The organism is Tetragenococcus halophilus subsp. halophilus DSM 20339 (genome assembly GCF_003841405.1).
Lineage (GTDB): Bacteria > Bacillota > Bacilli > Lactobacillales > Enterococcaceae > Tetragenococcus > Tetragenococcus halophilus.
Genome location: NZ_PXYA01000003.1, coordinates 324,275 through 350,446 on the forward strand (window position 1 = coordinate 324,275; position 26,172 = coordinate 350,446).

Here is a 26,172-nt window from a genome sequence, read left to right on the forward strand (position 1 = left end):
ATTATTAAAAATCACGTGTCTATAAACGAAAAAAATTGTTATAATAGAATTAACATAATTGGGGAGTGGATGCTATGAAAAAGCGTCATATTTTCTTTTGGATCGTGGGAATCATCCTTTTTATCATTTGTATTTTTTACTTACTACGTCTGAGCCAACGCGATGATGACTTCTTTTTAGCAGAAACATCTGAGACAATAAGTGAAACTACTGAAACCACAGATAATAGCTCTAATGATCAAAATGTTTCAATCGAATCGACTTTGAAAGCTTTTGGTGAAAACTGGTTGAATTTTTCTGATATTTCTGAAAGAAATGAACAAGTAGAAGAATACATGACCGAAGATGCCATTAACAATAGTCAACTTGACAGTGATACAACAAAAGATGAAAGTACAGGAAATATTAAAACCATCGCCCAAGATATCGATCACCCACAAAAATATATCTTAGTGGGTGAAGAAACAACACAAGGAGAAACGAAAGAAATCATTTTAGAGATAGACATAACAGGTGACCCATCTCCAAAAATCAGCCATTTCGAATTTAGTTACAAAGAATAACAAAATTTGAAACAGCGAAATCTTGATGATACTTCTTAACAAATTTTAGGAGCTGAGATATTTCATACCCTCAACTCCTAAAATTTATTGTTGTTTATTTAATTTGTTACTTCTAAGTTCACACTACCAACATTTTCAAATTCAGCTTGATAGTATCCTTGTTGTAGTGGTTCTGGTAAAACAAAGGTACCTGAAGAAACAAATTGTCCTGCTTTTAATTTTTTTCCATGTTTTTCTAACTCTTTAGCCAACCAGATAACAGCATTAGCTGGATGTCCTAACACTTCTGTTGAAGGTCCCTCTTTTACAAATTTATCATCATCTAAAGTCAATGTTGCTTTAATAGCGACAACATCTGAGTAAGCCAATTTTTGCGGATTACCTATGACAATTGCGCCATTTACTGCACCATCGGCAACGACTTCATATAAAGACGCTTTAGGGAACCAGTCTTCATAACGTCCATCCGGAACTTCGATACCAGGAGCTACTCGACATTTTTCAAAAACCTGCTCTGCAGTGTCATCAGAAGAAATGGGTTCATCTACTAAAAAGACCAGTTCCAGTTCTAATAGCGGACTATTATATTCCTTTAAAGAAACAGTGTTTTTTACTGTGACATCTGTCATACCCCCATACAAAGGAGAATCACTAGCAAAAAGTTCTTGTGTCTCTTGGTTAGTTAAGCTGATCTTATACCCAGCTAGCTTTTCCCCTGCTTCTTCTTTAAGTTGCAACACCTCATCTTGAATCTGATAAGCTTCTGTTTTGTCATTAAGGCCTAATTCACCTAACTTTAAAGGTGTATTTGTTTGATAAGCTTGATAAAGCTTTTCCACAACTGACATAATTTTCCTCCCAAATATTAGTTATTTTGTAAAGTTTCCATTGTGTCATCAAATCTTGTTTTAATATACTGCGCTGAAAGTCGCAATTTTTCAATCTCTTCATCTGTTAAATTAAGTTGTAATGCTTCGAGGACACCAGTTTTTCCGATCACAGCTGGATAGGAAAGATAGGTATTATATTCATTACGAAAGTTTGAAACTGGCAGTTCTGCTCTAGCATCACGCATTACAATATCAGCCAATCGTACAGCTGCGGTTGCAATACCATAACTCGTATAGTTTTTGCCATGCAATACAGTAAAGCCTCCAGCCCGAGCAATTTCATCTAATTGAGTAAAATCAACGGGACGCTCTTGCGCGACTTCTACAATCGGTTTTCCAAAAACATTAACAGTCGACCAAGCAGTAAACTGTGAATTTCCATGTTCGCCTAAGTTATATCCAGCAACAGAACGCGGATCGATCTTAAATACCTTTCCTACTGCACGTTTCATCCTAGCTGAATCTAACAGTGTACCTGTACCAATTACTTGATTTTTAGGTAAACCTGTCATCGTTTGATAAATCGCTGTAATGACATCACAAGGGTTTGTAATATCAATTAATACGCCATCAAACCCTGAATCTTTAATTTTTAACGCGACTTTAGCCGCTTGTTGGCTAGTAAAGGGTAATTCCACAAAGCGATCGTTTGTCGTATTATTTTCCAATAATTTGATATTTCCTATAGCTGAAATGACAACATCAGCATCTTTTAATGCAGAGTAATCATTGACAATTAACTTGGTATGAAAAGTTGCATTTGCCATAGCATCTTCAAAATCCAAAGCATCTGCATTTACCTTGGCTTCATTGGTATCAATCAAAACCATTTCATCAGTTAAACCTTTGGCAATAATATCATGCGCAACGGTAGACCCAACATGTCCCATACCAATGACACCTATTTTTCGAGTCATTTGTTCACTTCCCATCATTGACAATTCTTAAACTTTGTCTGTATGCTTTTTAGTAAAAAGAAAACCAATTTTATAAAGCACTATTGGTTTTCTTTTCCTATCAATTTTATTTAGACCTCAACTTTTTGAATCCAACCTTCTGGCGCTGGACGATCGCCTAATTGTATCCCTACAAGTTCATCATACAATGCTTGTGTCTTGGGTCCTACTTCATTTTCGTTAAAGATATACTTTTTGCCATGATAGGTTAAAGAACCTACAGGAGAGATAACAGCTGCTGTTCCCATGGCACCAGCTTCAACAAACTGATCTAGGTCTTCTATTGCAATGGTTGTCTCTTGAGGATTTAATCCTTGTTTTTCTGCAATTTCAAATAAAGATTGCTTAGTAATAGACGGCAAAATCGAATCTGATTTAGGTGTTAAAAATTGTCCATCTTTAGTAATGCCATAAAAATTAGCTCCGCCGAATTCGTCGATGTATTTATGCTCTCTTGGATCTAAATACAAACAATCCGCGTAACCTTCTTTTTTAGCTTGCATCGCTGGATATAGACTGCCTGCATAGTTACCCGAAGTCTTAACTTGACCTGTGCCCGCAAAAGCCGCACGATCAAAGTCACTAATCAGATAAGGTGTAGGTGTCAAACCTTGAACATAAGCACCCACTGGCGTTGCATAAATACGAAATTGGAACTCTGTTGAAGGCGCTACACCTACAATCGATTCTGTACCGATCATAAATGGACGAAGGTACAAGGAACCCCCTGTGCCATATGGTGGTACAAATTCTTCGTTGGCACGGACCACTTCTTTGACCGCTTCTACAAATTTATCAGCAGGATAAGCTTCCATTGCCATTCTCTGCGCGGAATTTTCAAATCTTTTTGCATTCATCTCGGGACGAAAAAGGTTGATACTTCCATCTTTTTGTCGATAAGCTTTTAAGCCTTCAAAAATTTCTTGTCCATAATGTAAAACTTCTGCTGCCTCAGACAGATACATGGTAGCATCTGTTGTTAATTCCCCTTCTTGCCACTTACCCTCTTTAAATTCTGCCTTAAATCTATAAGGTAGGTCTCGATAATGAAAGCCCAAATTATTCCAATCTAAATCTTCTACTCTTTGTTTTGCCATATGAAAATCCCCCTCGACTAAAAATAAAAACTTTACAACAACAAAATACACCCCACAAAGCCTATGCTTTATAGGGCGTTTCCACGGTACCACCTATTTTTGCTTTGAAAATGCTTCAAAACCTCCACGTACAGTTAAAACTTACTTAAACGATACGCGTCCCTTTTTAATGGTAGGCAACCAGCAAAAATTCCCATTTTTACCACTCTGAGCTGATATATTTGAAGACGACGCTGATTTCTTCCAGCAATCAAAACCTCTCTGTAAACGTCTCATGTCTCAAAAAGTTCTCATCTTTGTGTTTCTTGTTGTTTATTTACTGAATAATCTAACTCTTCTGACAAAATAAGTCAACCTTTCTTCTAAAAGTTTTTAAAATTAAGACAATTTGTTATCTATCGTCTTTTTAGATAAAATTTGATTCCTTTAACCCAGTGATAAAATCAGTTAAATTTGTAAAGCTTGTTGACATCGCTGATAAAAATCTTCTCCATAGTCATAAATGATCTGTTGTCGCCAATCTAAAAGTTTTTGCTCTTTTTCTAACATTGGTTGGATCCATTGATTTGTCGGTAAAAGTTTCAGTAAATGATGACGGGAAAACTGCGAAAATAATAAATTTCTCCCGTATAATTTAGCTAGCTGCGCTTGAAAGCAAGGGATTGTAAAGGGCAAAAGTAATGCATTGACATTATTTCGATTCGTTAAAAAAACTTCGGCTTGCATGAAATCTTTTTGCAAATCCAAAGGACGTTTTTTAAAAGCAGTAAAAATTTCTTCTGGTAAACGAACCGCCCATACTAAGCCATTTCGTTGACAGCTATCTAATAGTTCTAAGACCGCGAGCTCACTGTTTGTCATTTGATAGCAATTTTTCGTCTTCATATCACAGGACAAAACCTTTGAGATAGTCGTGGGCAAGCGGGTCAAATCAGCGGGAGAACCAATATCAATTGAGACTTGCTGTGCATTTTTCAACCACAAGGGATGATCAGCAACACGTAATGTCATCCATAAGTTTCCAGCTTCTGCTGTATTTTGGTGTAATAAACTATAAACACTCATATCTGTTTTTGAAATATTGTAAGCAAACAATGTGACCGCGTAGGGTAATCGCAGTCTTATTGTTTCAACAATTTGCTTTTGCCCGATTTTGCGAATTTGTTCTTGATCTAACTGCATTTAGAAAATTTCCTTTCTGTTACTCTGTCACTCCTACATTAGGATAATTCCAGCTTACCTGTATACAATTGATAATATGTTTTCTTATTTTGGATAAGTTGCTCATGTGTACCTCGTTCTATAATCTTTCCATGATCTAAAACAATAATTACATCAGAGTTTTGAATGGTTGATAAACGATGGGCAATCACAAAGACGGTTCTTCCTTTCATCAGTGAATCCATACCATTTTGTACAAGTTTTTCAGTTAAAGTGTCAATGCTAGAAGTGGCTTCATCTAAGATCAACACCGGGTTGTTAGCTAAAGCAGCGCGAGCAATGGATAATAATTGTTGCTGTCCTTGTGATAAATTGGACTCTTGTCCACTAATTAACGTTTCATATCCATCCGATAATTCTTCAATAAAATGATGAGCATTAGCAAGTTTTGCCGCCTCTTCTACCTGTTTATCTGTCGCTTCCAAATTACCATAGCGTATATTTTCTCTCACTGTTGCACTAAATAAATTTGTATCTTGCAAAACAATACCAAGTGAACGTCGTAAATCTGCCTTTTTTATTTTTGTAATATCAACACCATCATAAAAAATTGTCCCTCGATCAATATCATAAAAACGATTGAGCAAATTTGTGATGGTTGTTTTGCCAGCACCAGTAGCACCCACTAAAGCAACCTTTTGACCAGAATACGCATAAAGAGAAATATCATGAAGAATCGTTTGGTTTTCTTTATAACCAAAGGTCACATGAGCAAAATCAATATTTCCTTTAACTTCAGTATATTGAATACTACCATCAGATCGTACTTGTTTCCATGCCCAGCGATCGGTACGAGAACTACTTTCTTCCAACTGTTCTCCTTGTTTGTAAACATTAACTAAGGTAACTTTTCCGTGGTCTTCTTCTGGAACTGTATCGATCAATTCAAAAATACGAGCGGCTCCTGCTAAAGCCATTACGATAAAATTTACCTGTTGAGAAATTTGATTAAGCGGACCACTGAAACTTCTGCTCAATTGTAAAAAGGCAATTAAAGTACCAATAGATAAAGTAATCAGTCCGTTGATCGATAACAGTCCACCTATTAATGCAATTAAAACATATTGCAAATTTCCTAAATTAATCATGATAGGTAGCAAAATATTTGCTAGTTGGTTGGCCTTGGATGCATCTTCAAACAAACGATTATTTTTTCTGACAAAGCCTTGCTTGGATGCTTCTTCATGAGTAAATACTTTGACAACCTTTTGACCAAATGTCATCTCCTCAATATAACCGTCTACCTCACCTAATGAACGTTGTTGATAAACAAAATAACGCGAACTTAAGCCAGCGATTTTTTTGACTACAAGATAAATCAAAACAACAGTAAATAAAACGACAAAGGTCAGTGGCACATTTAAAGTTAACATCGCAATAAAAACACCTAACATTTGTGTTGCCGCTTGAAAAACCTGAGGTATACTCTGAGAGATCATTTGACGAAGCGTATCAATATCATTAGTGTAATGGCTCATAATATCTCCTGAAGGCGTTTCATCAAAAAAACGTATCGGTAAACTTTGCATCTTAGCAAACATGTCATCACGAATATTTTTTTGCGTGCCTTGACTGACTGTGACCATTAAACGGTTAAACAATAATGAGGCAATGACACCTATCAGATAAATAGAAGCCATCACTAAAATGATTTTTAAAAGTCCAGTATAAACTGGATTGCTCTGTGACAAAAGTGGCGTAATATAATCGTCCACCACTTGTTGAATAAATAAAGACCCCAATGTATTAGCCCCTGTACTCAAAAGTACAAAAAGAATAACTAGCATGAGGATTAGTTTATAATCACGCCAAATATAAATAAGGATACGTAGCAAAGGTGCTAATATGTTGTTATTTTGCATCTACTTCACCAAATCCTTTCGTTTGTGCTTCATAAATTTCCTGATAGATAGCACTCGTTTGTAATAATTGATGATGTGTGCCTATATCGGTGATCTCTCCGTTATCAAGGACCAAAATTTTATCAGCATCTTGTACCGAAGTAATCCGCTGAGCAACAATAAACTTTGTTGTATATGGTAGTTTTGTCCTAAATATCTCCAAGATTTTCGATTCAGTTTTAGTATCCACAGCACTTGTTGAATCGTCCAAAATTAAAATTTTAGGTTGCTTCAGTAACGCACGAGCGATGCATAGACGTTGTCTTTGCCCCCCGGAAACATTTGAACCCCCTTGTTCAATATAAGTTTGATAGCCATCGGGAAGTTCCTGGATAAATTCATCAGCTTGCGCCATAATACAAGCATTTCTAACTTCTTGTTCTGTAGCTTCAGGATTTCCCCAACGAATATTTTCCATAATTGTTCCTGAAAACAATACATTATTTTGTAAAACGACACCGACATTTTGTCTAAGCGTATCCATATCATAGTCGCCTACGTCCCTTCCCGCAAGCTCGACTTGCCCATCTGTTACATCATATAAGCGTGGAATCAATTGTACTAGTGTGGTCTTAGAACTTCCTGTTCCACCTACAATACCAATTATCTCGCCAGTTTCAGCAGAAAAAGAAATGTCTTTTAGTACACGATGATTTAAAGCCGTTGGATATTGAAAAAAGACATGATGAAAACGAACACGACCATCGACAACAGTTGTTAGTGCAACATCATTATTTTTTAAGTCACTTTCTTCTTCCATAACTGCCACCACCCGTTGGGCAGAAGCGCGGGAAATTAAAAACATAACAAACACCATAGAAAACATATTCAAACTGATTAAAATTTGAAAGGTATAAACAAACAAACTGGACAATTCTCCAGTAGACATCGTTTGTCCAACAATTAAGTGGGCACCTACCCATGAAATAAGTAGAATACAAATATAAGCAGTCGATTGCATAAGTGGTTGATTAAATGCCAGTAATTTCTCCGCTTTTGAAAATCGTTTATAAACAACTTGCGAAATATTCTGAAATTTTTGTACTTCAAAAGCTTGACGTACATAAGATTTTACTACCCGTATACCATGTAAATTTTCCTGTACGATATTATTTAAATGGTCATAACTTCGAAAAACTCGCTCAAAAATAGGATGAACTTTGCGTCCGATAAAAATAAGTGTTCCCGCTAAAAATGGGGCTATGCCAATAAAAATCAATACCATATTAGGATTGATCAAAGCCGACATAATGATAGCAAAACTAAATTGAACCGGACTTTTAATCATAATACGTACCAACATTTGATAAGCATTTTGTAAATTTGTTACATCTGTTGTCATCCGTGTAATTAAACTAGGCGCTGTAAATTTATCAATATTGGAGAAAGAAAATTTTTGTACATTAAAAAATAAAGTTCTACGTAAGTTTTTAGCAAAACCCGCGGATGCAATGGCCGCATATCTTCCTGATAAAGCACCAATAAACAATCCTAATAGTGCCAATAAAATTAGCAAAACACCAAGTTGCCAAACAACTGAAGTTCTCCCTTGTGAAATGCCTTCATCAATAATAATAGCCATCAAGGTTGGAATTAAAATTTCTATAAATGATTCAAAAATAACCAGGAACATACTAAGTGCTGTCGTCTTTTTATATTCCTCTACGCAGCTTAAAAGTTTTTTTATCATGGGCAGCACTCCTTCAACTATTAAAAATACAGTTAATCTATTATAGCAAAAAATAAAACGGTTTCTAAATAAAGATAAAATTTTATAAACTGTTTACATCATTTATCTTTTCCTAAAAGCAATAAGTTAAACTTAAATAGCCGAAAAAGGCCATCTTGTCTACATCAAGTGACATTTTTCGGCTATTTTGAAAAAATATATGATTTTATAACAGCTTTTTTTACTGCTAGTCAACTTCCACTTGTTCAAACTCTTTTACCGCATCACCTGTGATCATTTTTCCATTTGCTGGTAAAGAAATCGGGTCCCGGTTAACTGCTACCATCGTTGCATTAGGCGAAGCATATTGAACCAAGCTGGCAAAAGGAAATACGACAAAAGAAGTTCCCACTACAACAATCAAATCAGCTTCACTGATCGCTTTTACAGCTTTTTCAACTTTTTGTGTGTCAATAGCTTCCTCATATAATACAATATTAGTACGTAATATACCACCACAATTTTTATGATACATACTTGCTAAATATTCTTCCATAGTAGCACTACGTCCACATTTTTGACAGTAAACATGGGAAATATCGCCATGAAATTCAACTAAGTGTTGCGGATCTGTACCCGCTGCCAAATGCAATCCATCTACATTTTGAGTAACAATATCAGTATTGCCTTTTTGTGTAAAACTAGCCATTTTTTCATGAATAACATTTGGCTCAGCCTCAGGATGTATCATATTATTTATAACAAAATCATAGTGCTTTTCTGGTTCGTTGATCAAACAAGCATGACTTAACAAATATTCTGGAGACCCTCCGGTAGCATATAATCCATTTTTTGAACGGTAATCTGGAATACCCGAAGCAGTAGAAACACCTGCTCCAGTCAAAAATACTACTTTATTTGCTGCATGCAATAAATCATTTAATTCACTCATCTCTTAGCCTCCTTAAATCCAGTGTATCATTTTCATTTTGCCTGTACAAAAAACACACAAGCTATAACGTTCTTGTGTGTTTATGATAATAAGCTATTGGCCGATGATTTTTAATCCTCATGTTTTATAAAACCTGTTTCAGCTACACTAGCCCCTGGTTCTTCAACCGCTTTTTTTAAAGCTTTCCAAGAAAGCGTAGCACATTTAATGCGAGCCGGAAATTTTGAGACGCCACTAAGCATGCCGGCATCTCCTAACACTTCGATGTCCTTTACATCTTTTCCTTGGACCAACAAGGAAAAGTCTTCTGCTAAGTCCATTGCTTCTTCTATTGTTTTTCCTTTAACTATCTCCGTCATCATTGAGGCACTAGCTGTTGAAATTGAACAGCCATGCCCAGAAAAGGCAATATCTTTTATTACACCTTCTTCTGTTTGTAACTCCAAATGAATTACATCACCACAAGTTGGATTATTTAATTCCGTATGCTGACTGGAATCTTCTAATGTTCCTTGATTATGTGGATGACTGGAGTGATCCAAAATCACTTGACGATATAGATTTTCTAATTTAGAAAGTGCCATTTTTGAAAAACTCCTTTGTCACTTTGATCGCCTCTACTAAACGATCTGCATCTTCCTTTGTGTTATATAGATAAAAACTTGCTCTGGTAGTAGCTGCAAGGTCTAAGTATTCTAAAAGTGGCTGAGCACAGTGGTGGCCCGCGCGAACGGCCACACCTTCCATATCTAGCGCGGACGCTACATCATGTGGATGTAAACCATCTAAGTTAAAAGCGATCACGCCCGTATGGTCACGTGGCTCCGGCGGCCCATAAATCGTCAAACCATCAATTGCTTGTAATCGCGGTAAAACATAATTCACCAATTCTTTTTCGTGCTGATAAATTTCTGCAAAGCCAATTTTGGTTAAATAATCAATTGCGCTAGCTAGAGCAATACTTCCTGCAATATTAGGTGTCCCTGCTTCAAATTTCCAAGGTAACTCTGTCCATGTGCTTTCATAAGGATGTACAAAATCAATCATTTCACCACCAAATTCTACTGGTTCCATTTGCTCTAACCAATATCGTTTACCATACAATACACCAATTCCTGTGGGTCCGCACATTTTATGACCTGAAAAAGCATAAAAGTCAACATCAATAGCTTGTACATCAACCGGCATATGAGGGACAGCTTGTGCCCCATCCACTGCGATTACAGCTTGGTGTTTATGAGCTAATTGTGTCAATTCCTGGATTGGATTAATCACACCTAACACATTAGAAGCATGAGTGATGGCTACAAGTGCCGTTTTATCTGTAATTTGTTTTCTAGCTTCATCAATATCCAAAAACCCATCTTTTGTTAAAGGGATGTATTTCAGTACAGCTTTCCTTCTTTTAGCCAACTGCTGCCAAGGGACTACATTGGAATGATGTTCCATATAAGAAATAACAATTTCGTCTCCTTCATGGATAAAAGCATCGCCAAAACTTTGGGCTATCCAATTCAGACTAGTCGTCGTTCCTCGAGTAAAAAGCACTTCGGCTCTCTCATGTGCATGAATCAACTGGCGTACTTTTTCACGTGCTGCTTCATACTTTTTTGTAGCGCGTTCTGCTAAGGAATGCACCCCTCTATGCACATTTGCATTAGCTTTATAATAGTAGTCTTCAATCGTTTGTAAGACAGCTTTGGGCTTTTGCGTCGTAGCAGCATTATCTAAATACACTAATGGTTCATCATTGACTTCTTGGCCTAAAATTGGAAATTCTTCTTGCAAGCTTTTAGCATCTATCATGCATCTAACTTCCTTTCAATGACATCAATCAACTCTTTTTCTACCTCTTTTACAGGAATTGAACTTAATACAGCACTTAAAAAGCCGCGAATGACTAATCGTTCTGCTTCTTCTTTTGCTAAACCACGACTCATCAAATAATACATTTGTTCAGGATCCACTCGTCCAACACTAGCAGCATGTCCTGCTGACACCTCATTTTCATCAATCAATAAGATCGGATTTGCATCACCGCGTGCTTTATCAGAAAGCATCAACACCCGACTTTCTTGTTGCGCATCCGAGCCTTTTGCACCTTTTAAGATATGTCCAATACCATTAAAAGTTAAAGTCGCGCGATCGCGGATAACCCCATGTTGTAAAATATGACCGATCGAGTGAGGCGCTTTATTGCTTACGCGCGTATCGATTGCTTGTTTTTGATCGCCTGCACTAATAGCAACGGCTTTAACTTCTGCGTGAGCACCTTCTCCTTCCAATTCAGAATCAAAATCCCCCACAACGTCGCCTTCATTCATGATACCCATTGCCCACTCAATCGAAGCATTACGCATTAAATATCCACGTCGTTTGATATAACAAGAAAGATTTTCTCCTAATTGATCAATACCGGAAAACTTAATTTTGGCTTCATTTTTTGCAATCACTTCAACGATTATATTACCAGATATTTTTTGTGCAGCATTACCTTCTGACATATACCGCTCAAGATAACTAAATTCGCTATTTTCCTCTGCTACGATTAATACATGTTTGTAAAAATGTGCACTCGAATCACCATTATGATGGAAAACCGCTTCAATGGGTTGTTCAATCACCACATTTTTAGGGACATATAAAAACAAACCACCATTCATAAAAGCGGCATGAGCAGCTGTTACTTTATCTTCATCCATTAATACGCAGCTTGTCATATAATATTTTTGGACTAAGTCAGGGTATTTTTGCATAGCTGTAAATATATCAGTTAAAATAACCCCTTTATCTACTAATTCTTGGGGTAATTGCTCAAAAATATTATTATCATCTTGTTGAACTAAAACAGGACCTTCTTTTTTTTCATTAAAATCAGAAGTATTCTCACTTATCGTTTGCTCTGTTGTTAAACTTTTTTCGTCAATATTAAAAAGCGGCCAACGATCATAACGCACTCGTTCAATCCTTCGCAAATCTAATTCATCTACTTTTTTTAACGCAGCTTGTCGCATTTCGCGCATCCAATTAGGTTCGTTTTTACGGGATGAAAAAACGTCAATCGCATCAAGACGATTCATTAAACTTTTCTTCATGTCACTTGACCTCCTTACGCTTCTTCTTCCTGATATTCAATACCTAATTCCTTACTAATGCCTGAATAGCCTTCATTTTCCAAGCGTTTTGCCAGTTCCGCATCCCCAGTCAAAGCAATTTTGCCATCCATCATAATATGTACGACATCAGGTGTAATATAGTTTAACAGCCTTTGATAGTGAGTAATAATCAAAGCGCCAAAGTTTTCTCCTCGCATAGCATTTACACCTTTAGCAACCACTTTTAACGCATCAATGTCAAGCCCGGAATCGATTTCATCTAGAACCGCAAAAGTTGGTTCTAACATCAAAAGTTGTAAAATCTCATTACGTTTTTTCTCCCCGCCAGAAAAACCTTCATTCAAATAACGTTCAGCCATTTCTTCAGGCATATTCAATAATTTCATCGTCTTATCCAATTTTTTTATAAATTGCATAACTGGGATCTGATCTTCTTCTGCGCGTTTGGCATTAATTGAAGCTCTCATAAATTCGGCATTCGTGATACCAGGAATTTCACTAGGATACTGCATGGCTAAAAATAAGCCTAAACGCGCACGCTCATCTACTTCCATTTCTAAAACGTTTTGACCGTCATATAGGATTTCTCCTTGGGTAACTTCATAATTAGGGCTGCCCATGATGGCAGCTGATAGTGTAGATTTCCCAGTCCCGTTAGGCCCCATAATCGCATGAACTTCGCCTGTATTAAGCCTAAGATCAACCCCTTTTAAAATTTCTTTATCTTCAATGGATACATGTAAATCTTTTATCTCTAAAACGGACATTAATTTCCCTCCAAACTCTTTTGCATTCTCATTCATTGTAGACCAATTGTGAATAAAGTTCAAATACTAATCCTAATTAATTTTTGATTTTGCAAAACTATTTTTTGTTTTGAGTTAAATCCTTAGAAAAATTTTTTTATTTTGTTATACTTTATATAAAAGGAGGCGATTTCAATGAGATATCATTTGGAACCAGTCACGCAAAAAAATTGGCATAAAATCATCCAATTATCCGTTGCACCTGAACAAGAAGAATTGATCGAAGATAATGCTGAATCCCTATTAGAAGCTGCTTATGATTCATCCTATGACTGGACACCGATTGCACTGTGTGTAGACAACCAAATTGTCGGTTTTGCTATGATCGGAGCAGAAGATAAACAAAATCGGACGATTTTATTTGATCGTTTTATGATTGACCATAACCAGCAAAAGAAAGGTTACGGACATGCCCTTTTCCAAGCGGTATTAACTTATTTAGAAGATCGCTTTAAAGTGAATCATATCTATATTCGTGTCCATCAAAAAAATGAACAAGCAATTCCTTTTTATGAGTCGTTTAATTTCGAACTAACAGGACAAAAAGATCCTAAAACAGGTAAAAAGTTAATGTGGCGTGAAGTACAACGATAGTAAAAAAGCTGAGACAACTTAACATCATTTAATGAATATTAAGCTATCTCAGCTTTTTGTAATTATTTAAAGCATAACTTATACTTTTTTAGTAAACTGATGACGACATTGGGAACAAGTTATCTTGATCTTACCTCTGCCTTTAGGCGCCCGCAGTGCTTTCTTACATTCTGGACAATGAAAATAAGTATATGTTTTACGATTTTGAAAAGCTTCTTTTCTTAGACGAAAGAAGTTTTTTATTTTATTTTCCCAACGTAAGTATCTCTGATTTTCATTTGAACGAACATAAATACGTTTGGAGAAGAAACGGTAATAAACAATAACCAATAGCAGTAATGGAAGTAAATTCACGAATGGAATCGTAATAAACACATTAAAAATGATTAACACCGCTGTTAAAATAAGTAACCTCTTATTTAACGGATCAAATACACCGTATCTTCCTCGCATGAACTGAATAATTTTATTTTGCCAATTTGACCGCATTTACCATTCCCCCTATCTCTATTATTATCTTTAAAAAATACCTTATAAGCAAACAAAAATCGCTTATAAGGTATTTTTTAAGTTTCAATTATTCTTTAGTACTTTTACTATCTTTTTTATCATCATTCTTCTCATCATCTTTTAGCATTGCTTTTCTTGAAAGATTAATGCGCCCTTGTTTGTCTATTTCAGTTACTTTGACAAGTACTTCGTCGCCTACATGAAGAACATCTTCTACTTTATTGATACGTTCCTTTGCAATTTGCGAAATATGAACTAAGCCATCTTTTCCTTTAGCAATATTAACAAAAGCACCAAATTTTTCAATTCGAACAACTTTTCCTAAATAAACTTCTCCTGGCTTGATTTCTTTGGTCAAGTCTTTAATAATTCCACTTGCTTTTTTAATCATTTCAGCGTCTGAAGAAGCAATGGACACATTTCCCTCTTGATCAATGTCAATTTTAACGCCGGTTTCATCTATAATACCGTTAATCACGTCGCCGCCTTTACCAATAACATCTTTGATCTTTTCAGGGTCAATAGACATCATTTCGATTTTCGGCGCATAAGGGCTTAATTCTTCTTTTGGTTGAGCAATCGTTGATGTTAATTGTTGTAAAATTTCCATTCGCGCTTGTTTAGCTTGAGCTAAAGCTTCACGTAAGATTTGTTCGGTGATTCCTTGAATTTTAATATCCATTTGTAAAGCAGTGATACCATCTTTAGTTCCGGCAACTTTAAAGTCCATATCTCCTAAGTGGTCTTCCATACCTTGAATATCAGTCAAAATCGTATAATTTTCACCATCTGATACAAGTCCCATCGCAATACCAGCAACAGGTGCTTTAATAGGAACACCTGCATCCATTAATGCTAAAGTTCCAGCACAAATACTTGCTTGTGAAGAAGAACCATTAGATTCTAGAACTTCTGCAACTAAACGAATAGTATAAGGAAATTCTGCTTCACTTGGGATAATTTGCGACAATGCTCGTTCACCTAATGCACCGTGACCAATTTCTCGGCGACCTGGAGAACCTGCGCGGCCCGTTGAACCTACGCTGTATTTAGGGAAATTATAGTGGTGGATGAAACGTTTAGATTCTTCTACACCTAAACCATCGATTACTTGATGTTCACCTAAAGGCGCTAATGTACAAGCTGATAAAGCTTGCGTTTGTCCACGAGTAAACAGTCCTGAACCATGAGCTCGTGGTAATAAACCAACTTCAGAAGAAAGTGAACGAATTTCATCAACTTTTCTACCATCAGGACGTATTTTGTCAATGGTTATGAGTTCACGAACGACATCTTTTTCTAAATCTTCAGCAATTTGATTTACTTCTTGAGCCAGATGATCACTAGCTTCTTCTTCTAGTGCTGTGATTTGCTCTTCATAAGCTTCTTTAACAATTGTTTTTACATTTTCAATTTCATCTTCACGCGCTAATTTTTCTTCTGTTAAAACTGCCGTTTTCATGGTTTCATAGTAATTATTATAAATAGCTTTTTGTAAATCTTCATCTACTTGTAATAAAGAAATATCCATTTTTTCTTTACCGCAACTTGCGGCTACTTCTTCTTCAAAAGCTACCAATTCTTGAATAGCCTCTTGCCCGAACATCAAAGCGCCAAGCATATCTGCTTCAGTCACTTCTTGAGCACCTGATTCGACCATATTGATTGCTTCACTAGTACCAGCAACGGTTAAATCAATATCTGAACTTTCATGTTGTTCTACTGTCGGGTTTAAAATGTATTCACCATTCACACGTCCAACTTCTACACCCGCAATAGGACCTTCAAATGGGATGTCAGAAATTGACAAAGCTAAAGAAGAACCTAGCATAGCTGCCATGGCTGGCGAACAATCTTGTTCCACACTCATAACTGTGTTTGTTACTTGTACTTCATTACGGAAGCCTTCTGCAAACATTGGGCGAATAGGGCGATCAATTAACCGCGCAGTTAAAGTTGCATCGGTACTAGGACGGCCTTCTCTTTTTATAAAGCCTCCCGGAATCTTTCCTACAGCGTACATTTTTTCTTCATAATTGATAGTCAGTGGGAAAAAGTCCGTTCCCTTAGCTTCTTTTGAAGCCACAACTGCACTTAATACTACTGTTTCACCATATCGTACTAATACAGCACCATTTGCTTGTTTGGCCAGTTGTCCAACTTCCACTTGTAGAGGACGTCCTCCCCAAGTTGTTTCAAAAACTTGTTTTGTCATAACTTCTCCTTTTCCACTGTGTGTAGGGCTTGCTACTAAACAAATAAAAACATTGAAAATATTCAGTGCTTTTATTTGGTTAGTAGTTAGATCAAGCCAACACTCACAGCTTTTATAGTTTATTTCAATATATTTTAAAAAAAGACACCATTGTTTTTGCAAACCATACTGCCTATTTCTTTGATTCGAAAGCAAAGGACACTACGTCTCGCTTTCGCCCGCGCTTTAATCTCATCAAGTGCTAAGCGGCACAGCCGCTAAGCTCTTGAAGGATCTTCTCTTAGCTCCCTTTGGTCGCTAAATCGCAGTGATTCGGTTTGGGGAACTACGCTCGTTCCTCTCGCCTAGTACTGTTCATCATCCTCTCTTAGCTCCCGTTGGTCGCTAAATCGCAGTGATTCACAGCAAAAAAGTGAGATCCATAAGAACCCCACTTTTCTTTTTGACTTGATTAACGGCGTAATCCTAAGGCTTGGATCAATTCGCGGTAACGAGTAACATCTTTATTACGCAAATATGCTAGAAGGTTACGACGATGTCCAATCTTTTTCATCAAACCACGACGTGAATGGTGATCTTTTTTATGTTCACGAAGATGTTCATTCAATGAATTGATATCTTCAGTCAAAACAGCGATTTGAACCTCTGGGGAACCAGTATCTCCTTCATGACGCGCAAACTTTTCGATGATTTCAGTCTTGCGTTCTTGTGAAATTGCCATTTTCTTCACCTCTTTTTTTTACTTATTCCTGTAACTGAGTAAAACGTTGGTGATTCGTCAAACTAAGAGACAGGCCATGCCTATAATAGACACAGGTACACTTTACTTGATTCTAGCAAAAAAAGCAAGTTTTACTTATTAAACTCTTGCTGTAATTATTAAGAAAAGTTTCATATCTTTTGTATTCTAGTTCAAAAACTTGCATCATAGAAGAAAAACACTTAAAATCAAGTTTATCCAAAAAGAAATGAGGGATAATATGCAATCAATTGCTATACAAGATTTCCGTTCATTACTTGAAGAATCTATTGCTATTTTGGATATTCGTGATAAAGGCGCTTATAAAGAAAATCATCTGGCAGGGGCAATTTCTATACCAACCACCAGCCTACCTAATCGCTTGAGCGAATTAGATAAAAGTACAACTTATTACGTCCTCAGTCATTCTGGACGTCGCTCTGAAATTATCGCTGAGTTTTTAAACAACAATGGATTTCAAGCCATTCATGTCATTGGCGGAATGAAAGCATTGAAAAAAGCTGCTGCTTAAACTTAGACCCCAAAAAAAGCGTTGCAGAAAACTGTAACGCTTTTTTATTTATTTTTATCTTCTGTTGCTTGTTTTTGGTCCTCGTCTTCAGTATATAATCCTGAGACTGTTTTATACCAATTAAAGATGTTTGTTATCACTACTTTGATAGCTGCATAAGCGGGAACTCCTAACACAACCCCAAAAATGCCAAACAATTTACCTGCCGTCAGCAATACAAACAAAATTGTTACTGGATGAACAGCAAGTTGATTTCCTAACACCAAAGGCGAGATCAATCGTCCCTCAATGAGCTGCTCAATAGCAAAAACAATATTCACTTGAACTAACAGTACAGGACCTCCAACAATTCCTAGAAAGATCGCCGGTATCATCGCTAAAAATGAACCAATATAAGGAACTAAATTCAAAAAGCCAGCAATAACACCTAAGGTAATTGCATAATCCAAACCAATAATTGAAAAACCTACCATAAACAAAATGGCTACCGCAAAAGCAACAGCTAACTGTCCTCTAATATAAGAAGATACTTGCTGGTTCATTTCTTTTAGCACTCTTAAAGTAGGCTGTCGCATTTTTGTAGGTAAAAATTGCACAAAATAAGGCGCAATTTTTTTCCCATCTTTTAATAAATAAAATAAAATTACCGGCATTGTAACAATCGCAATAAAAATTGAGGCGACTGCGCCGAAAAAATTTCCAATACTTTGCACTGTCGTCTTCGAAATATTTTGTACCATTCCAGTAATAGATGACATAATTCTTTCACCAGAAATAGCAATTTGATCTTGCACCTTGTCAAAAATAGGATCAGAAAAAAAGTTCGCCAAAGATACCTGAACAGTATCGATATAGCCAGGTAAACGGTCAACAAAAGTAGTGGTCTGCTCACGTATTTCTGGAATGATTACAATGATACCCCAAGCAATTAAACCTGCAACAAGAATAAATAAACCAATAATACTGTAATATCGGTTTATGCCTTTTCTTTCGAAAAAATCAACAATTGGATTTAGCAAATAAAATAAAATCCCAGCTAGTATAATCGGCAAAGCAACAATAGCCAAAAATTGTCCTACAGGGAAAAAAAGATAAGAAACTTTTGTAAAAAGATTGATAATTAATAAAATTAATAAAACAATCAACAATCCTGTTACAAACTGATTATTTAAAAACCATTTCCAAAACCACGAAAATGATCGCTTTCCTTTTTTATCCATAACAAACTTCCCCCTCTAGCAATAAGTAATCGTCATCCCTTCAGAAATATCCGGTACTTTTGCCGGTGTTAAATAAACACTGCTGGATAATTTATCTTGTGTGTCATCGGAAAATACAAATGAGCTATGTTGTATTGTTTGTAAATTTTGGTTTACCAGATGACCTACATAAGTAATCTGATATTCTTGCTGACCAAAAAAAATCTTATCTCCAACAGTTAGTTCGACTTTTTCTGGCTCGTTGATCTCTTGGATAATCGAATAAGGTGCCAATCCTTTTGTCACGCTTTTACCGAAAAAGATTAGCATTTTTTCATTTTCATCAACTGCTTGATCACCGATGCTTAAAATTTTACCTTGTTGCATGCATAAGTTCCTCCTAGTTTCTTTTATAATTAAAATTATACCACATTCATCCACCAGCCAAAGGGATTTCCGTTTTAAAATAATGCTTTTTAACAAATAAAACAGATTTTTTTCTTATTATTCTATGATAAAATAAAGTGTAGTCAACTTACAAGACAAGGAGGAATACAATGCTTGAAAAAATTTTACTAGGAACTTATACCAGAGGTGAAAGTAAAGGAGTTTATTCAGCGCAGTTAGATACGGAAAATAAAAAATTAACGGATCTAACACTGGCTGCTAAAGAAACTAGCCCTACTTATTTAGCCCTAAGTAAAGCCAAAAATCTTTATAGTGTAACCACTGTTGATGACAAGGGCGGAGTTGCAGCTTATGATTCATCTTTTCACTATTTAAATGCTGTCACAGAAGAAGGTGCGCCTTTATGTTATGTTGCAGTGGATAATGATCGCCAACTCGTGTATGGGGCGAATTATCACAAAGGTGAAGTAAATGTCTATCAAATTTTAGCAGATGGTTCGTTAAAAGCTAGTGATGCAATATATCACGACGAACCAACCGGCCCTCATGAAAATCAAGACCATGCACACGCTCACTATGCAAATTTAACTCCTGACAAACGCTTGGCTGTTTGTGATTTAGGTACGTACCGTGTATACACCTATGATATATCTGATGAGGGAAAACTAACTGAAATTGCTGAATTTGAAGCACCCGCAGGAACAGGTCCACGTCATCTTGTTTTTCATCCAAATGGAAAATACGCTTATCTTTTTGGTGAACTAGATAGTACAGTCACAGTATTATCTTATAACGCAAGTACAGGTAAATTCACGCAAAAAAACAAAATATCGACCATTCCAAAAGACTATCACGACTTTAATGGAGGAGCAGCTATTCGCATTACTTCAGATGGGAAATTCCTTTATGTTTCAAATCGCGGTCATAATTCGATTACTGTTTTTGCTGTTAAAGATAATGGTGAAAATTTAGAAACTGTTCAAAACATTTCAACTGAAGGTGATTTCCCCCGCGATTTTAATTTAGACCCAACAGAACAATTTATTGTCTGCGGCCACCAAAAATCTGATCATCTTTCATTATTTGAACGTAATGATCAAACAGGCAAACTAAAGCTCATCAATAGCGACTTCTATGCTCCTGAATGTGTTTGTGTATTGTTTGATTAAGTTTTAAAATAAAGTTTAAGAACCAAGCGATTTTTATTTTTAGATAAAAAGTCGCTTGGTTCTTTTTTATGGGCTATAGGCGTCTTTAGCACACTACTTTTTCGTACTTATGTGCTTATTTACCGATAACCACACTAGTTTGTCAATCTTATGTGCTTATAAAATATAAATCACAAATAAATCATTTTAGTTGCAATATTTTTCAAAAAAGTCGCCTCATGCTCTACAACTAGCATAGACGGTTGCACACTTTGAATAACAGCTTCTAACTGCTCATGATTAAACACATCTAAATAATTTAATGGTTCATCCCAAATAAACAACTCTGCTGGAGTCGCTAATGACTTAGCCAACTCAACTCGTTTGCGTTGTCCTAAACTCATCTTTTCAATCCGATTGGCAAATACTTTGCGTTCCACGCCTAATTTATGCAAATTATTCAATAGTTCTTCATAAGATAAATGATGCGCCTGAGCAAATTCTTGCAGCGTTCCAGTATTATCTTCATAATTTTGCCGTACATAACTTATACTTAAGTCATGAGCAAAGGTTGCCTTCCCGCTAGCAACTCCTGTAAATTCATCTAACAAAAACTGAATAATGGAAGATTTCCCCGAACCATTCGCTCCTTGAATCGCTAAACGCTGTCCTTGTTCAATTTCAAAAGAAATAGGGGAAAACAACGGTTGTTCTGTATAGCTAAGTTGCAATTTTTCAACTTTAAGTAATTGCTTATGATAAGAGGGTTGATAGTTTATTGTTAAAGAGTCAACATCTTCAATATCATGTAATAAACCTTTCTTTTCTTCAGCTTTTTCTTCCATACGATTAACAATAGCTTTAGATCGCTTCATCGTACGAGCTGCGCGAGCACCAATAGCTCCCGTATCATAAATGGCGCCGCTACCTTTTTGATTAGGATTTCCTTGTTTATCTTTTTCTCTACCCCGTGACCACTCAGCTTTCTCCGCAGCTGATTGCTGAAGTCGTCCGATTTCTTTTTTCAACTTACGATTTTCTTCCTGTTCATAACGATCACGTTTTTCTTTTTGCTCTTCATAAGTACTAAAGTTTCCTTGATATAATACCAATTGACTTTTTTCAATAGAAAGAACGTGGTCCACGATCTCATTGACAAAACTACGATCATGACTCACCACAATAAAACCATTTCTTTTTGCTTTTAAATAGTTTGCTACTTGTTGGCGAGCCGTAATATCTAAGTGATTCGTGGGTTCATCGATTAATGGAAAGTGACGATCATCAATAAATAATAAAGCTAATAATACTTTTGTCTGCTCGCCACCAGATAAACTAGCAAAAGGACGCCATAAAATTTCCGGATCTGTTTGTAATAAATTTAGCTCACGTTCGATTTCCCATAAATCAAAAACAGCTAATGTTTGTAAACAATCATAGGTTAATTGTGTCTTATCCAAAACTTTTTGGGGAAAATAAGTAAAGGCTAATTGATGGGTAATTGCCCCACTATAAACGTATTCTCCTAATAGTAATTGAAGTAATGTCGTCTTTCCTCGGCCATTTCTTCCGATCAAACCTAATTTCCACTGAGTATCTATGGTCAAATTAGTGTGCTCAAACAATGGCTCGGCTAGGGTGTCAAAGCCAAAGGTCAAATTTTTGATTTCAATTTTACTCATTATAATCACCTCAACTTGCTTTTTTAAGCAAGAAAAAATGCCTGACCAATTTTTAGGCCGGCATTTTCAAAAAAGGCATACAAAAAGACCTTCAAAGAAAACCAGCCAACCGTAAAAATCTGCACACTGCCCCCTTTTTAAAAGGTACAGCCTTCATGCAGCTTTCAACAAATCGACTTAGTTTTTCAATAGAAGATCCCTCACTTTTATATCTGTTAGCGTTAACCTAACACATGTGACTAAATTTGACAAATGAAAAGTAAACGATATTGTCCAAAATTTATTTATACATACCAGTAAAGAACGCTCTACCTATGTCTTCCATCAGACAGTAAACAAGGTATTAAGCGCATCTTTTTCTCCTAATAAAATTTACATTGTGACAACAATTACATCAAAAAACTGGTGATCTTTTGTAAAGCAGAAGCAATTTCATCTGTCGCTTCATCTTGTTTTTGTTCAGCAGCGTCAAAAGCTTTCACATCAACTTCATTAGAGATGCTTTCAATCATGTCTTGGCAACCGTCTACATAATTTTGATAAGACCGTTCAAACTTTTTATGAGCCCCCATGACGCGCGCTGGTGCCCGCAAACTTGATAAAGTTTTGAGAAGGTCACGATATTTTGCAGTACCTTCTTTAAACACTTCCACTGCTTCTAATTGTCTTTCTTCGGTTAATTCAGCAATATTATCTTCATCAATAAGTCCGCGTATTTCTTCATAGTTAGGATTCATATCCTCCCCAACTTTTTCTGTATCTTTAACGATTTGATTAATTTTTTGTACGTAAAAATTCGGATTTGGTTTCAAAAGTCTGTCCTTCTTTCCTTTTTATTCAATATCCTTATTTTACCTTGTTTTTCTTAGTTAGGAAAGGAGAAATCCCTATAAAGCATTGTTTTTATTATAATAACTCCGAATAAAACTTAATGAGCTATTACTTAAATATTACTATTATCTTAATTACTGAAAATTTTAATTGACTTTTCGCCTAATAAAACATAAACTTAAGTACATAAGGGGAGTAGCTCTGGCAATAATGTCGTCATTACGAGATTTCATATCTCCGGCATTATTGACAATGTGAATTGTCGTTGTTAGCAAGACCTTTACCAAAAACTTCTGAAATTTGATATTCAGAAATCTTTGGTAAAGGTCTTTTTTATGCACTTTGACAAACTCCCATCTAAAAACAGTAACGATTAAGGAAAAGATGAGGAGAGATGGTAATGAACTACTATCAGCAGGAAAAAAAAGATGTTTTAGATCAATTAAACGTTGATAAAAGCGGCTTGTCACAACAAGAAGTTAAACGTCGACAAGAAACAGAAGGCTTTAATGAAATTGAAAAAGAAAAAAAGAAATCCGTATTGGCGTTATTTTTCAACTCCTTTAAAGACGCAATGGTGGTTATTCTTTTAATTGCCGCAATTATTCAGGTTTTATTAGGGGACTATATTGAAACGATTGTAATCATGATTGTTTTAATAATGAATGCTATTATCAGTGTCGTTCAAACGAAAAAAGCAGAAAGCTCATTAGATGCATTAAGACAAATGTCGGCACCCACTGCTACAGTTATTCGAGGAAATGAAAAGCAAACTGTTCCTGCACGTGAACTTGTTCCTGGTGATATTGTCTTCCTTGAAGCAGGAGATTATATTCCAGCTGATGGACGGATTATAGAAAACGGTTCGCTTCAGGTAAACGAAGGGATGTTGACTGGTGAGTCCGAAGTTGTAGATAAAACAGAAGCTGTGATTGAACAAGAAGCTGCTCTTGGTGATCGTACAAATCTTGTCTTTAGTAGCTCTCTTGTGACAAACGGTCGCGCGACTTTTGTCGTTACAGCCACAGGGACAAAATCAGAAATCGGTAAAATTGCTGATATGCTTAATACGGCCGAACAGAAACAAACGCCTCTTCAACGTAAGCTTGATAGTTTTAGTAAAAAGTTGGGAATTTGGATCTTACTACTATCTATTGGTATTTTTATTGTTCAAGCTGCAAGAATTTGGTTTGGTGATCAGCCTACTGACTTGACAGAAGAGCTATTACAAGCATTAATGTTTGCCGTTGCCATTGCTGTTGCTGCCGTTCCAGAAGCATTACAATCCATTGTGACTATTGTTCTTTCCGTCGGTACGAATAAGATGGCAAGACAACACGCTATTATTCGAAAACTTCCAGCTGTAGAAACCTTAGGATCAACAAGTATCATTTGTACAGATAAAACAGGGACCTTAACTAAAAACAAAATGACCGTGGTCGATTATTTCCTCCCTAGTCAAAAAACACAAAATAATGACAATGAGTCAGCTGAATGGTCCTTTGCAAAAGAACGTTTAATCGATATATCAATTTTATGTAATGATAGTTATGTAAGTACAGAAGAAAATGAAATTGGCGACCCCACCGAAATTGCTTTAGTCAATTTTGCGCAAAAACAAGGGCTAGAAAGTAAAAAAATTCGGGAAACGAATCAACGCATTGATGAACTACCATTTGATTCTGACCGTAAGTTAATGTCTACTTTAAATGATGTAAATGATGAACGATTGATGTTAACTAAAGGCGGCCCAGATGTGATGTTTAAACGTGCTAAGTATATTTTAGTAGATGAAAAAGAACAGCCTCTAAGTCAAGATTGGTATGATTATTTAATAAATCAAAACGAAACTTTTTCGAGTCGAGCATTACGGGTACTTGCTTTTGGCTATAAAAAAATGTCATCTTCAAAAGAAAAGCTAAGGTTTGATGATGAATCCGAACTTGTCTTAGTTGGTTTAATGGCAATGATTGACCCCCCTCGTGAAGTTGTTTATGGCGCTATTAGGAAAACTAAGGCAGCTGGTATGAAGACCATTATGATTACCGGAGATCATAAAACAACTGCCGAAGCTATCGGGCAAAACATTGGTTTAATGGCAGAAGGAGACTTCGCCGTTACAGGTCAAGAGCTTGATGAAATGAGCGACGAAGAACTTAATAAGAATCTAGAACATATTTCTGTCTATGCCCGTGTTTCTCCTGAAAATAAGATTCGCATTGTTGAAGCATGGCAAGCTAAAAACCAAATTTCAGCAATGACTGGTGATGGTGTAAATGATGCCCCTGCTCTTAAACAGGCAGATATTGGCATTGCAATGGGTAGTGGAACAGATGTTAGTAAAGATGCTTCCGCAATGATCTTAACAGATGATAATTTTGTTTCGATTGTAAAAGCCGTAGAAGTTGGAAGAACGGTTTTTGATAATATAAAAAAAGCGATCGCTTATCTATTCAGTGGAAATCTTGGAGCGATTATTGCGATTTTGTTTGCCGTTATATTAGATTTACCCAATCCATTTACTGCTTTGCAGTTGCTTTTTGTTAACTTAGTTAACGACTCGCTGCCAGCTATTGCACTTGGCATGGAAAATTCAGAACCAGGCATCATGGAACGAAAACCTCGTTCAGTCAACGAAGGTATTTTTGCTGGCGAGACATTACGTTCCGTACTTACTCGCGGCTCAATTATCGGAATTGCTGTTATTGTATCTCATCAAATCGGTTTACAGTACAGCACTGACATGGGGGTTGCCATGGCATTTACAACTTTAATTTTATCTAGGACTTTACAAACTTTTGCAGCGCGCTCAAATCAACAAACGATTTTAGGTGTCGGTTTTACTACAAATAAATATGTATTAGCTGCTGTTGCTTTCTGTTTAACGCTTTATGTCATCACAATTTTACCTGGACTACGAACAATCTTTTCTATTCCAAATTCTTTTGGAATAGATGTATGGTCAATAGCGGCCGGACTTTCATTAGCTGCAATTTTTATGATGGAAGTTGTCAAAGTTATTTATCATAAACTTTTCGGAAAATAATTTTTTTGATGATATATAACAGTCAAAAACTATGGCTTAAATAGTATCAAATATAAATTTTAATATATATAAAAGACCTCAACAAACTTCCAAGCGT

At 36.1% G+C, this 26,172-nt stretch carries 23 protein-coding genes; 5 read left to right on the top strand and 18 right to left on the bottom strand.

Annotated elements, in window-relative coordinates; translation table 11 throughout:
* Positions 1–74 precede the first annotated feature (74 nt).
* A complete protein-coding gene (locus tag C7K42_RS11300) occupies positions 75–563 on the top strand; it encodes an EF0163 family protein (protein ID WP_041591762.1) in 489 nt (162 codons plus the stop codon).
* 98 nt (positions 564–661) lie between these two features.
* Here the strand turns inward: C7K42_RS11300 and C7K42_RS11305 are convergent, their stop codons facing one another.
* The 11 genes from C7K42_RS11305 to sufC all read right to left on the bottom strand — a co-directional run bounded on the left by C7K42_RS11305 (position 662) and on the right by sufC (position 13,132).
* Positions 662–1,411, bottom strand: coding sequence for a 2-keto-4-pentenoate hydratase (locus C7K42_RS11305; protein ID WP_103099556.1), 750 nt, complete (start codon positions 1,409–1,411; stop codon positions 662–664).
* 17 nt (positions 1,412–1,428) lie between these two features.
* Positions 1,429–2,370, bottom strand: coding sequence for an L-lactate dehydrogenase (locus tag C7K42_RS11310; protein WP_103083655.1), 942 nt, complete (start codon positions 2,368–2,370; stop codon positions 1,429–1,431).
* Positions 2,371–2,480: 110 nt separating this feature from the next.
* Positions 2,481–3,506 carry a branched-chain amino acid aminotransferase gene (locus tag C7K42_RS11315; RefSeq protein WP_094243243.1) on the bottom strand — a complete coding sequence of 342 codons (1,026 nt, stop codon included), beginning with the start codon at positions 3,504–3,506 and terminating at the stop codon, positions 2,481–2,483.
* A 447-nt stretch (positions 3,507–3,953) separates the two neighbouring features.
* Entirely contained in the window at positions 3,954–4,688 is a 735-nt protein-coding gene (locus tag C7K42_RS11320) for a hypothetical protein (protein WP_103083651.1), read from the bottom strand.
* Positions 4,689–4,726: 38 nt separating this feature from the next.
* Complete coding sequence (locus C7K42_RS11325) at positions 4,727–6,589, bottom strand: ABC transporter ATP-binding protein (RefSeq protein ID WP_103083650.1); 1,863 nt, start codon at positions 6,587–6,589, stop codon at positions 4,727–4,729.
* Complete coding sequence (locus tag C7K42_RS11330; protein WP_014123961.1) at positions 6,579–8,318, bottom strand: ABC transporter ATP-binding protein; 1,740 nt, start codon at positions 8,316–8,318, stop codon at positions 6,579–6,581. Before C7K42_RS11330 ends, C7K42_RS11325 begins: the two co-directional genes overlap by 11 nt.
* Before the next feature lie 226 nt (positions 8,319–8,544).
* The gene (locus C7K42_RS11335; protein WP_014123960.1) at positions 8,545–9,249 is read right to left on the bottom strand and encodes an NAD-dependent protein deacylase; all 705 of its coding nucleotides are present in this window, start codon (positions 9,247–9,249) and stop codon (positions 8,545–8,547) included.
* A gap of 110 nt (positions 9,250–9,359) precedes the next feature.
* Positions 9,360–9,833, bottom strand: a complete 474-nt coding sequence (sufU, locus tag C7K42_RS11340; protein ID WP_014123959.1) for a Fe-S cluster assembly sulfur transfer protein SufU — start codon at positions 9,831–9,833, stop codon at positions 9,360–9,362.
* A complete protein-coding gene (locus C7K42_RS11345; RefSeq protein WP_103099557.1) occupies positions 9,820–11,055 on the bottom strand; it encodes a cysteine desulfurase in 1,236 nt (411 codons plus the stop codon). Before C7K42_RS11345 ends, sufU begins: the two co-directional genes overlap by 14 nt.
* The gene (sufD, locus tag C7K42_RS11350) at positions 11,052–12,344 is read right to left on the bottom strand and encodes a Fe-S cluster assembly protein SufD (protein ID WP_103099558.1); all 1,293 of its coding nucleotides are present in this window, start codon (positions 12,342–12,344) and stop codon (positions 11,052–11,054) included. The genes C7K42_RS11345 and sufD overlap by 4 nt, the downstream gene beginning before the upstream one ends.
* A gap of 14 nt (positions 12,345–12,358) precedes the next feature.
* The gene (sufC, locus tag C7K42_RS11355) at positions 12,359–13,132 is read right to left on the bottom strand and encodes a Fe-S cluster assembly ATPase SufC (protein ID WP_014123956.1); all 774 of its coding nucleotides are present in this window, start codon (positions 13,130–13,132) and stop codon (positions 12,359–12,361) included.
* A 174-nt stretch (positions 13,133–13,306) separates the two neighbouring features.
* Between sufC and C7K42_RS11360 the strand changes: the two genes are divergently transcribed.
* Complete coding sequence (locus tag C7K42_RS11360; protein ID WP_014123955.1) at positions 13,307–13,765, top strand: GNAT family N-acetyltransferase; 459 nt, start codon at positions 13,307–13,309, stop codon at positions 13,763–13,765.
* Positions 13,766–13,843: 78 nt separating this feature from the next.
* On the opposite strand, the gene C7K42_RS11365 is transcribed toward C7K42_RS11360, so the two are convergent.
* From C7K42_RS11365 to rpsO, 3 genes are all read right to left on the bottom strand, one after another.
* Positions 13,844–14,254, bottom strand: a complete 411-nt coding sequence (locus tag C7K42_RS11365; RefSeq protein ID WP_014123954.1) for a hypothetical protein — start codon at positions 14,252–14,254, stop codon at positions 13,844–13,846.
* Positions 14,255–14,342: 88 nt separating this feature from the next.
* The gene (gene pnp, locus C7K42_RS11370; protein WP_103099559.1) at positions 14,343–16,490 is read right to left on the bottom strand and encodes a polyribonucleotide nucleotidyltransferase; all 2,148 of its coding nucleotides are present in this window, start codon (positions 16,488–16,490) and stop codon (positions 14,343–14,345) included.
* Between the two features lie 451 nt (positions 16,491–16,941).
* Positions 16,942–17,211 carry a 30S ribosomal protein S15 gene (gene rpsO / locus C7K42_RS11375; protein WP_014123952.1) on the bottom strand — a complete coding sequence of 90 codons (270 nt, stop codon included), beginning with the start codon at positions 17,209–17,211 and terminating at the stop codon, positions 16,942–16,944.
* 259 nt (positions 17,212–17,470) lie between these two features.
* Between rpsO and C7K42_RS11380 the strand changes: the two genes are divergently transcribed.
* The gene (locus tag C7K42_RS11380; RefSeq protein WP_041591761.1) at positions 17,471–17,761 is read left to right on the top strand and encodes a rhodanese-like domain-containing protein; all 291 of its coding nucleotides are present in this window, start codon (positions 17,471–17,473) and stop codon (positions 17,759–17,761) included.
* A 44-nt stretch (positions 17,762–17,805) separates the two neighbouring features.
* Here the strand turns inward: C7K42_RS11380 and C7K42_RS11385 are convergent, their stop codons facing one another.
* Positions 17,806–18,981: an AI-2E family transporter gene (locus C7K42_RS11385; RefSeq protein WP_014123950.1), complete on the bottom strand. Its 1,176-nt coding sequence runs from the start codon at positions 18,979–18,981 to the stop codon at positions 17,806–17,808.
* A 15-nt stretch (positions 18,982–18,996) separates the two neighbouring features.
* Positions 18,997–19,347, bottom strand: coding sequence for a PTS glucitol/sorbitol transporter subunit IIA (locus C7K42_RS11390; RefSeq protein WP_014123949.1), 351 nt, complete (start codon positions 19,345–19,347; stop codon positions 18,997–18,999).
* Between the two features lie 170 nt (positions 19,348–19,517).
* Between C7K42_RS11390 and C7K42_RS11395 the strand changes: the two genes are divergently transcribed.
* Positions 19,518–20,537: a lactonase family protein gene (locus C7K42_RS11395; protein WP_103099560.1), complete on the top strand. Its 1,020-nt coding sequence runs from the start codon at positions 19,518–19,520 to the stop codon at positions 20,535–20,537.
* 170 nt (positions 20,538–20,707) lie between these two features.
* On the opposite strand, the gene abc-f is transcribed toward C7K42_RS11395, so the two are convergent.
* Positions 20,708–22,198 (bottom strand): ribosomal protection-like ABC-F family protein, encoded by a 1,491-nt coding sequence (gene abc-f / locus C7K42_RS11400; RefSeq protein ID WP_103091967.1) that lies wholly within the window; start codon positions 22,196–22,198, stop codon positions 20,708–20,710.
* Positions 22,199–22,587: 389 nt separating this feature from the next.
* Positions 22,588–23,010, bottom strand: coding sequence for a hypothetical protein (locus C7K42_RS11405; RefSeq protein ID WP_069029209.1), 423 nt, complete (start codon positions 23,008–23,010; stop codon positions 22,588–22,590).
* A gap of 419 nt (positions 23,011–23,429) precedes the next feature.
* Here C7K42_RS11405 and C7K42_RS11410 point away from each other — a divergent pair, with 419 nt between their 5' ends.
* Positions 23,430–26,075, top strand: a complete 2,646-nt coding sequence (locus C7K42_RS11410; RefSeq protein WP_041591849.1) for a cation-translocating P-type ATPase — start codon at positions 23,430–23,432, stop codon at positions 26,073–26,075.
* Positions 26,076–26,172 lie beyond the last annotated feature (97 nt).

What these genes read in the sequence shown, in the direction of transcription:
- C7K42_RS11300 (WP_041591762.1), top strand. Translation starts at nt 75, where the DNA reads ATGAAAAAGCGTCATATTTTCTTTTGGATCGTGGGAATCATCCTTTTT.
- C7K42_RS11305 (WP_103099556.1), bottom strand. Translation starts at nt 1,411, where the DNA reads ATGTCAGTTGTGGAAAAGCTTTATCAAGCTTATCAAACAAATACACCT.
- C7K42_RS11310 (WP_103083655.1), bottom strand. Translation starts at nt 2,370, where the DNA reads ATGACTCGAAAAATAGGTGTCATTGGTATGGGACATGTTGGGTCTACC.
- C7K42_RS11315 (WP_094243243.1), bottom strand. Translation starts at nt 3,506, where the DNA reads ATGGCAAAACAAAGAGTAGAAGATTTAGATTGGAATAATTTGGGCTTT.
- C7K42_RS11320 (WP_103083651.1), bottom strand. Translation starts at nt 4,688, where the DNA reads ATGCAGTTAGATCAAGAACAAATTCGCAAAATCGGGCAAAAGCAAATT.
- C7K42_RS11325 (WP_103083650.1), bottom strand. Translation starts at nt 6,589, where the DNA reads ATGCAAAATAACAACATATTAGCACCTTTGCTACGTATCCTTATTTAT.
- C7K42_RS11330 (WP_014123961.1), bottom strand. Translation starts at nt 8,318, where the DNA reads ATGATAAAAAAACTTTTAAGCTGCGTAGAGGAATATAAAAAGACGACA.
- C7K42_RS11335 (WP_014123960.1), bottom strand. Translation starts at nt 9,249, where the DNA reads ATGAGTGAATTAAATGATTTATTGCATGCAGCAAATAAAGTAGTATTT.
- sufU (WP_014123959.1), bottom strand. Translation starts at nt 9,833, where the DNA reads ATGGCACTTTCTAAATTAGAAAATCTATATCGTCAAGTGATTTTGGAT.
- C7K42_RS11345 (WP_103099557.1), bottom strand. Translation starts at nt 11,055, where the DNA reads ATGATAGATGCTAAAAGCTTGCAAGAAGAATTTCCAATTTTAGGCCAA.
- sufD (WP_103099558.1), bottom strand. Translation starts at nt 12,344, where the DNA reads ATGAAGAAAAGTTTAATGAATCGTCTTGATGCGATTGACGTTTTTTCA.
- sufC (WP_014123956.1), bottom strand. Translation starts at nt 13,132, where the DNA reads ATGTCCGTTTTAGAGATAAAAGATTTACATGTATCCATTGAAGATAAA.
- C7K42_RS11360 (WP_014123955.1), top strand. Translation starts at nt 13,307, where the DNA reads ATGAGATATCATTTGGAACCAGTCACGCAAAAAAATTGGCATAAAATC.
- C7K42_RS11365 (WP_014123954.1), bottom strand. Translation starts at nt 14,254, where the DNA reads ATGCGGTCAAATTGGCAAAATAAAATTATTCAGTTCATGCGAGGAAGA.
- pnp (WP_103099559.1), bottom strand. Translation starts at nt 16,490, where the DNA reads ATGACAAAACAAGTTTTTGAAACAACTTGGGGAGGACGTCCTCTACAA.
- rpsO (WP_014123952.1), bottom strand. Translation starts at nt 17,211, where the DNA reads ATGGCAATTTCACAAGAACGCAAGACTGAAATCATCGAAAAGTTTGCG.
- C7K42_RS11380 (WP_041591761.1), top strand. Translation starts at nt 17,471, where the DNA reads ATGCAATCAATTGCTATACAAGATTTCCGTTCATTACTTGAAGAATCT.
- C7K42_RS11385 (WP_014123950.1), bottom strand. Translation starts at nt 18,981, where the DNA reads ATGGATAAAAAAGGAAAGCGATCATTTTCGTGGTTTTGGAAATGGTTT.
- C7K42_RS11390 (WP_014123949.1), bottom strand. Translation starts at nt 19,347, where the DNA reads ATGCAACAAGGTAAAATTTTAAGCATCGGTGATCAAGCAGTTGATGAA.
- C7K42_RS11395 (WP_103099560.1), top strand. Translation starts at nt 19,518, where the DNA reads ATGCTTGAAAAAATTTTACTAGGAACTTATACCAGAGGTGAAAGTAAA.
- abc-f (WP_103091967.1), bottom strand. Translation starts at nt 22,198, where the DNA reads ATGAGTAAAATTGAAATCAAAAATTTGACCTTTGGCTTTGACACCCTA.
- C7K42_RS11410 (WP_041591849.1), top strand. Translation starts at nt 23,430, where the DNA reads ATGAACTACTATCAGCAGGAAAAAAAAGATGTTTTAGATCAATTAAAC.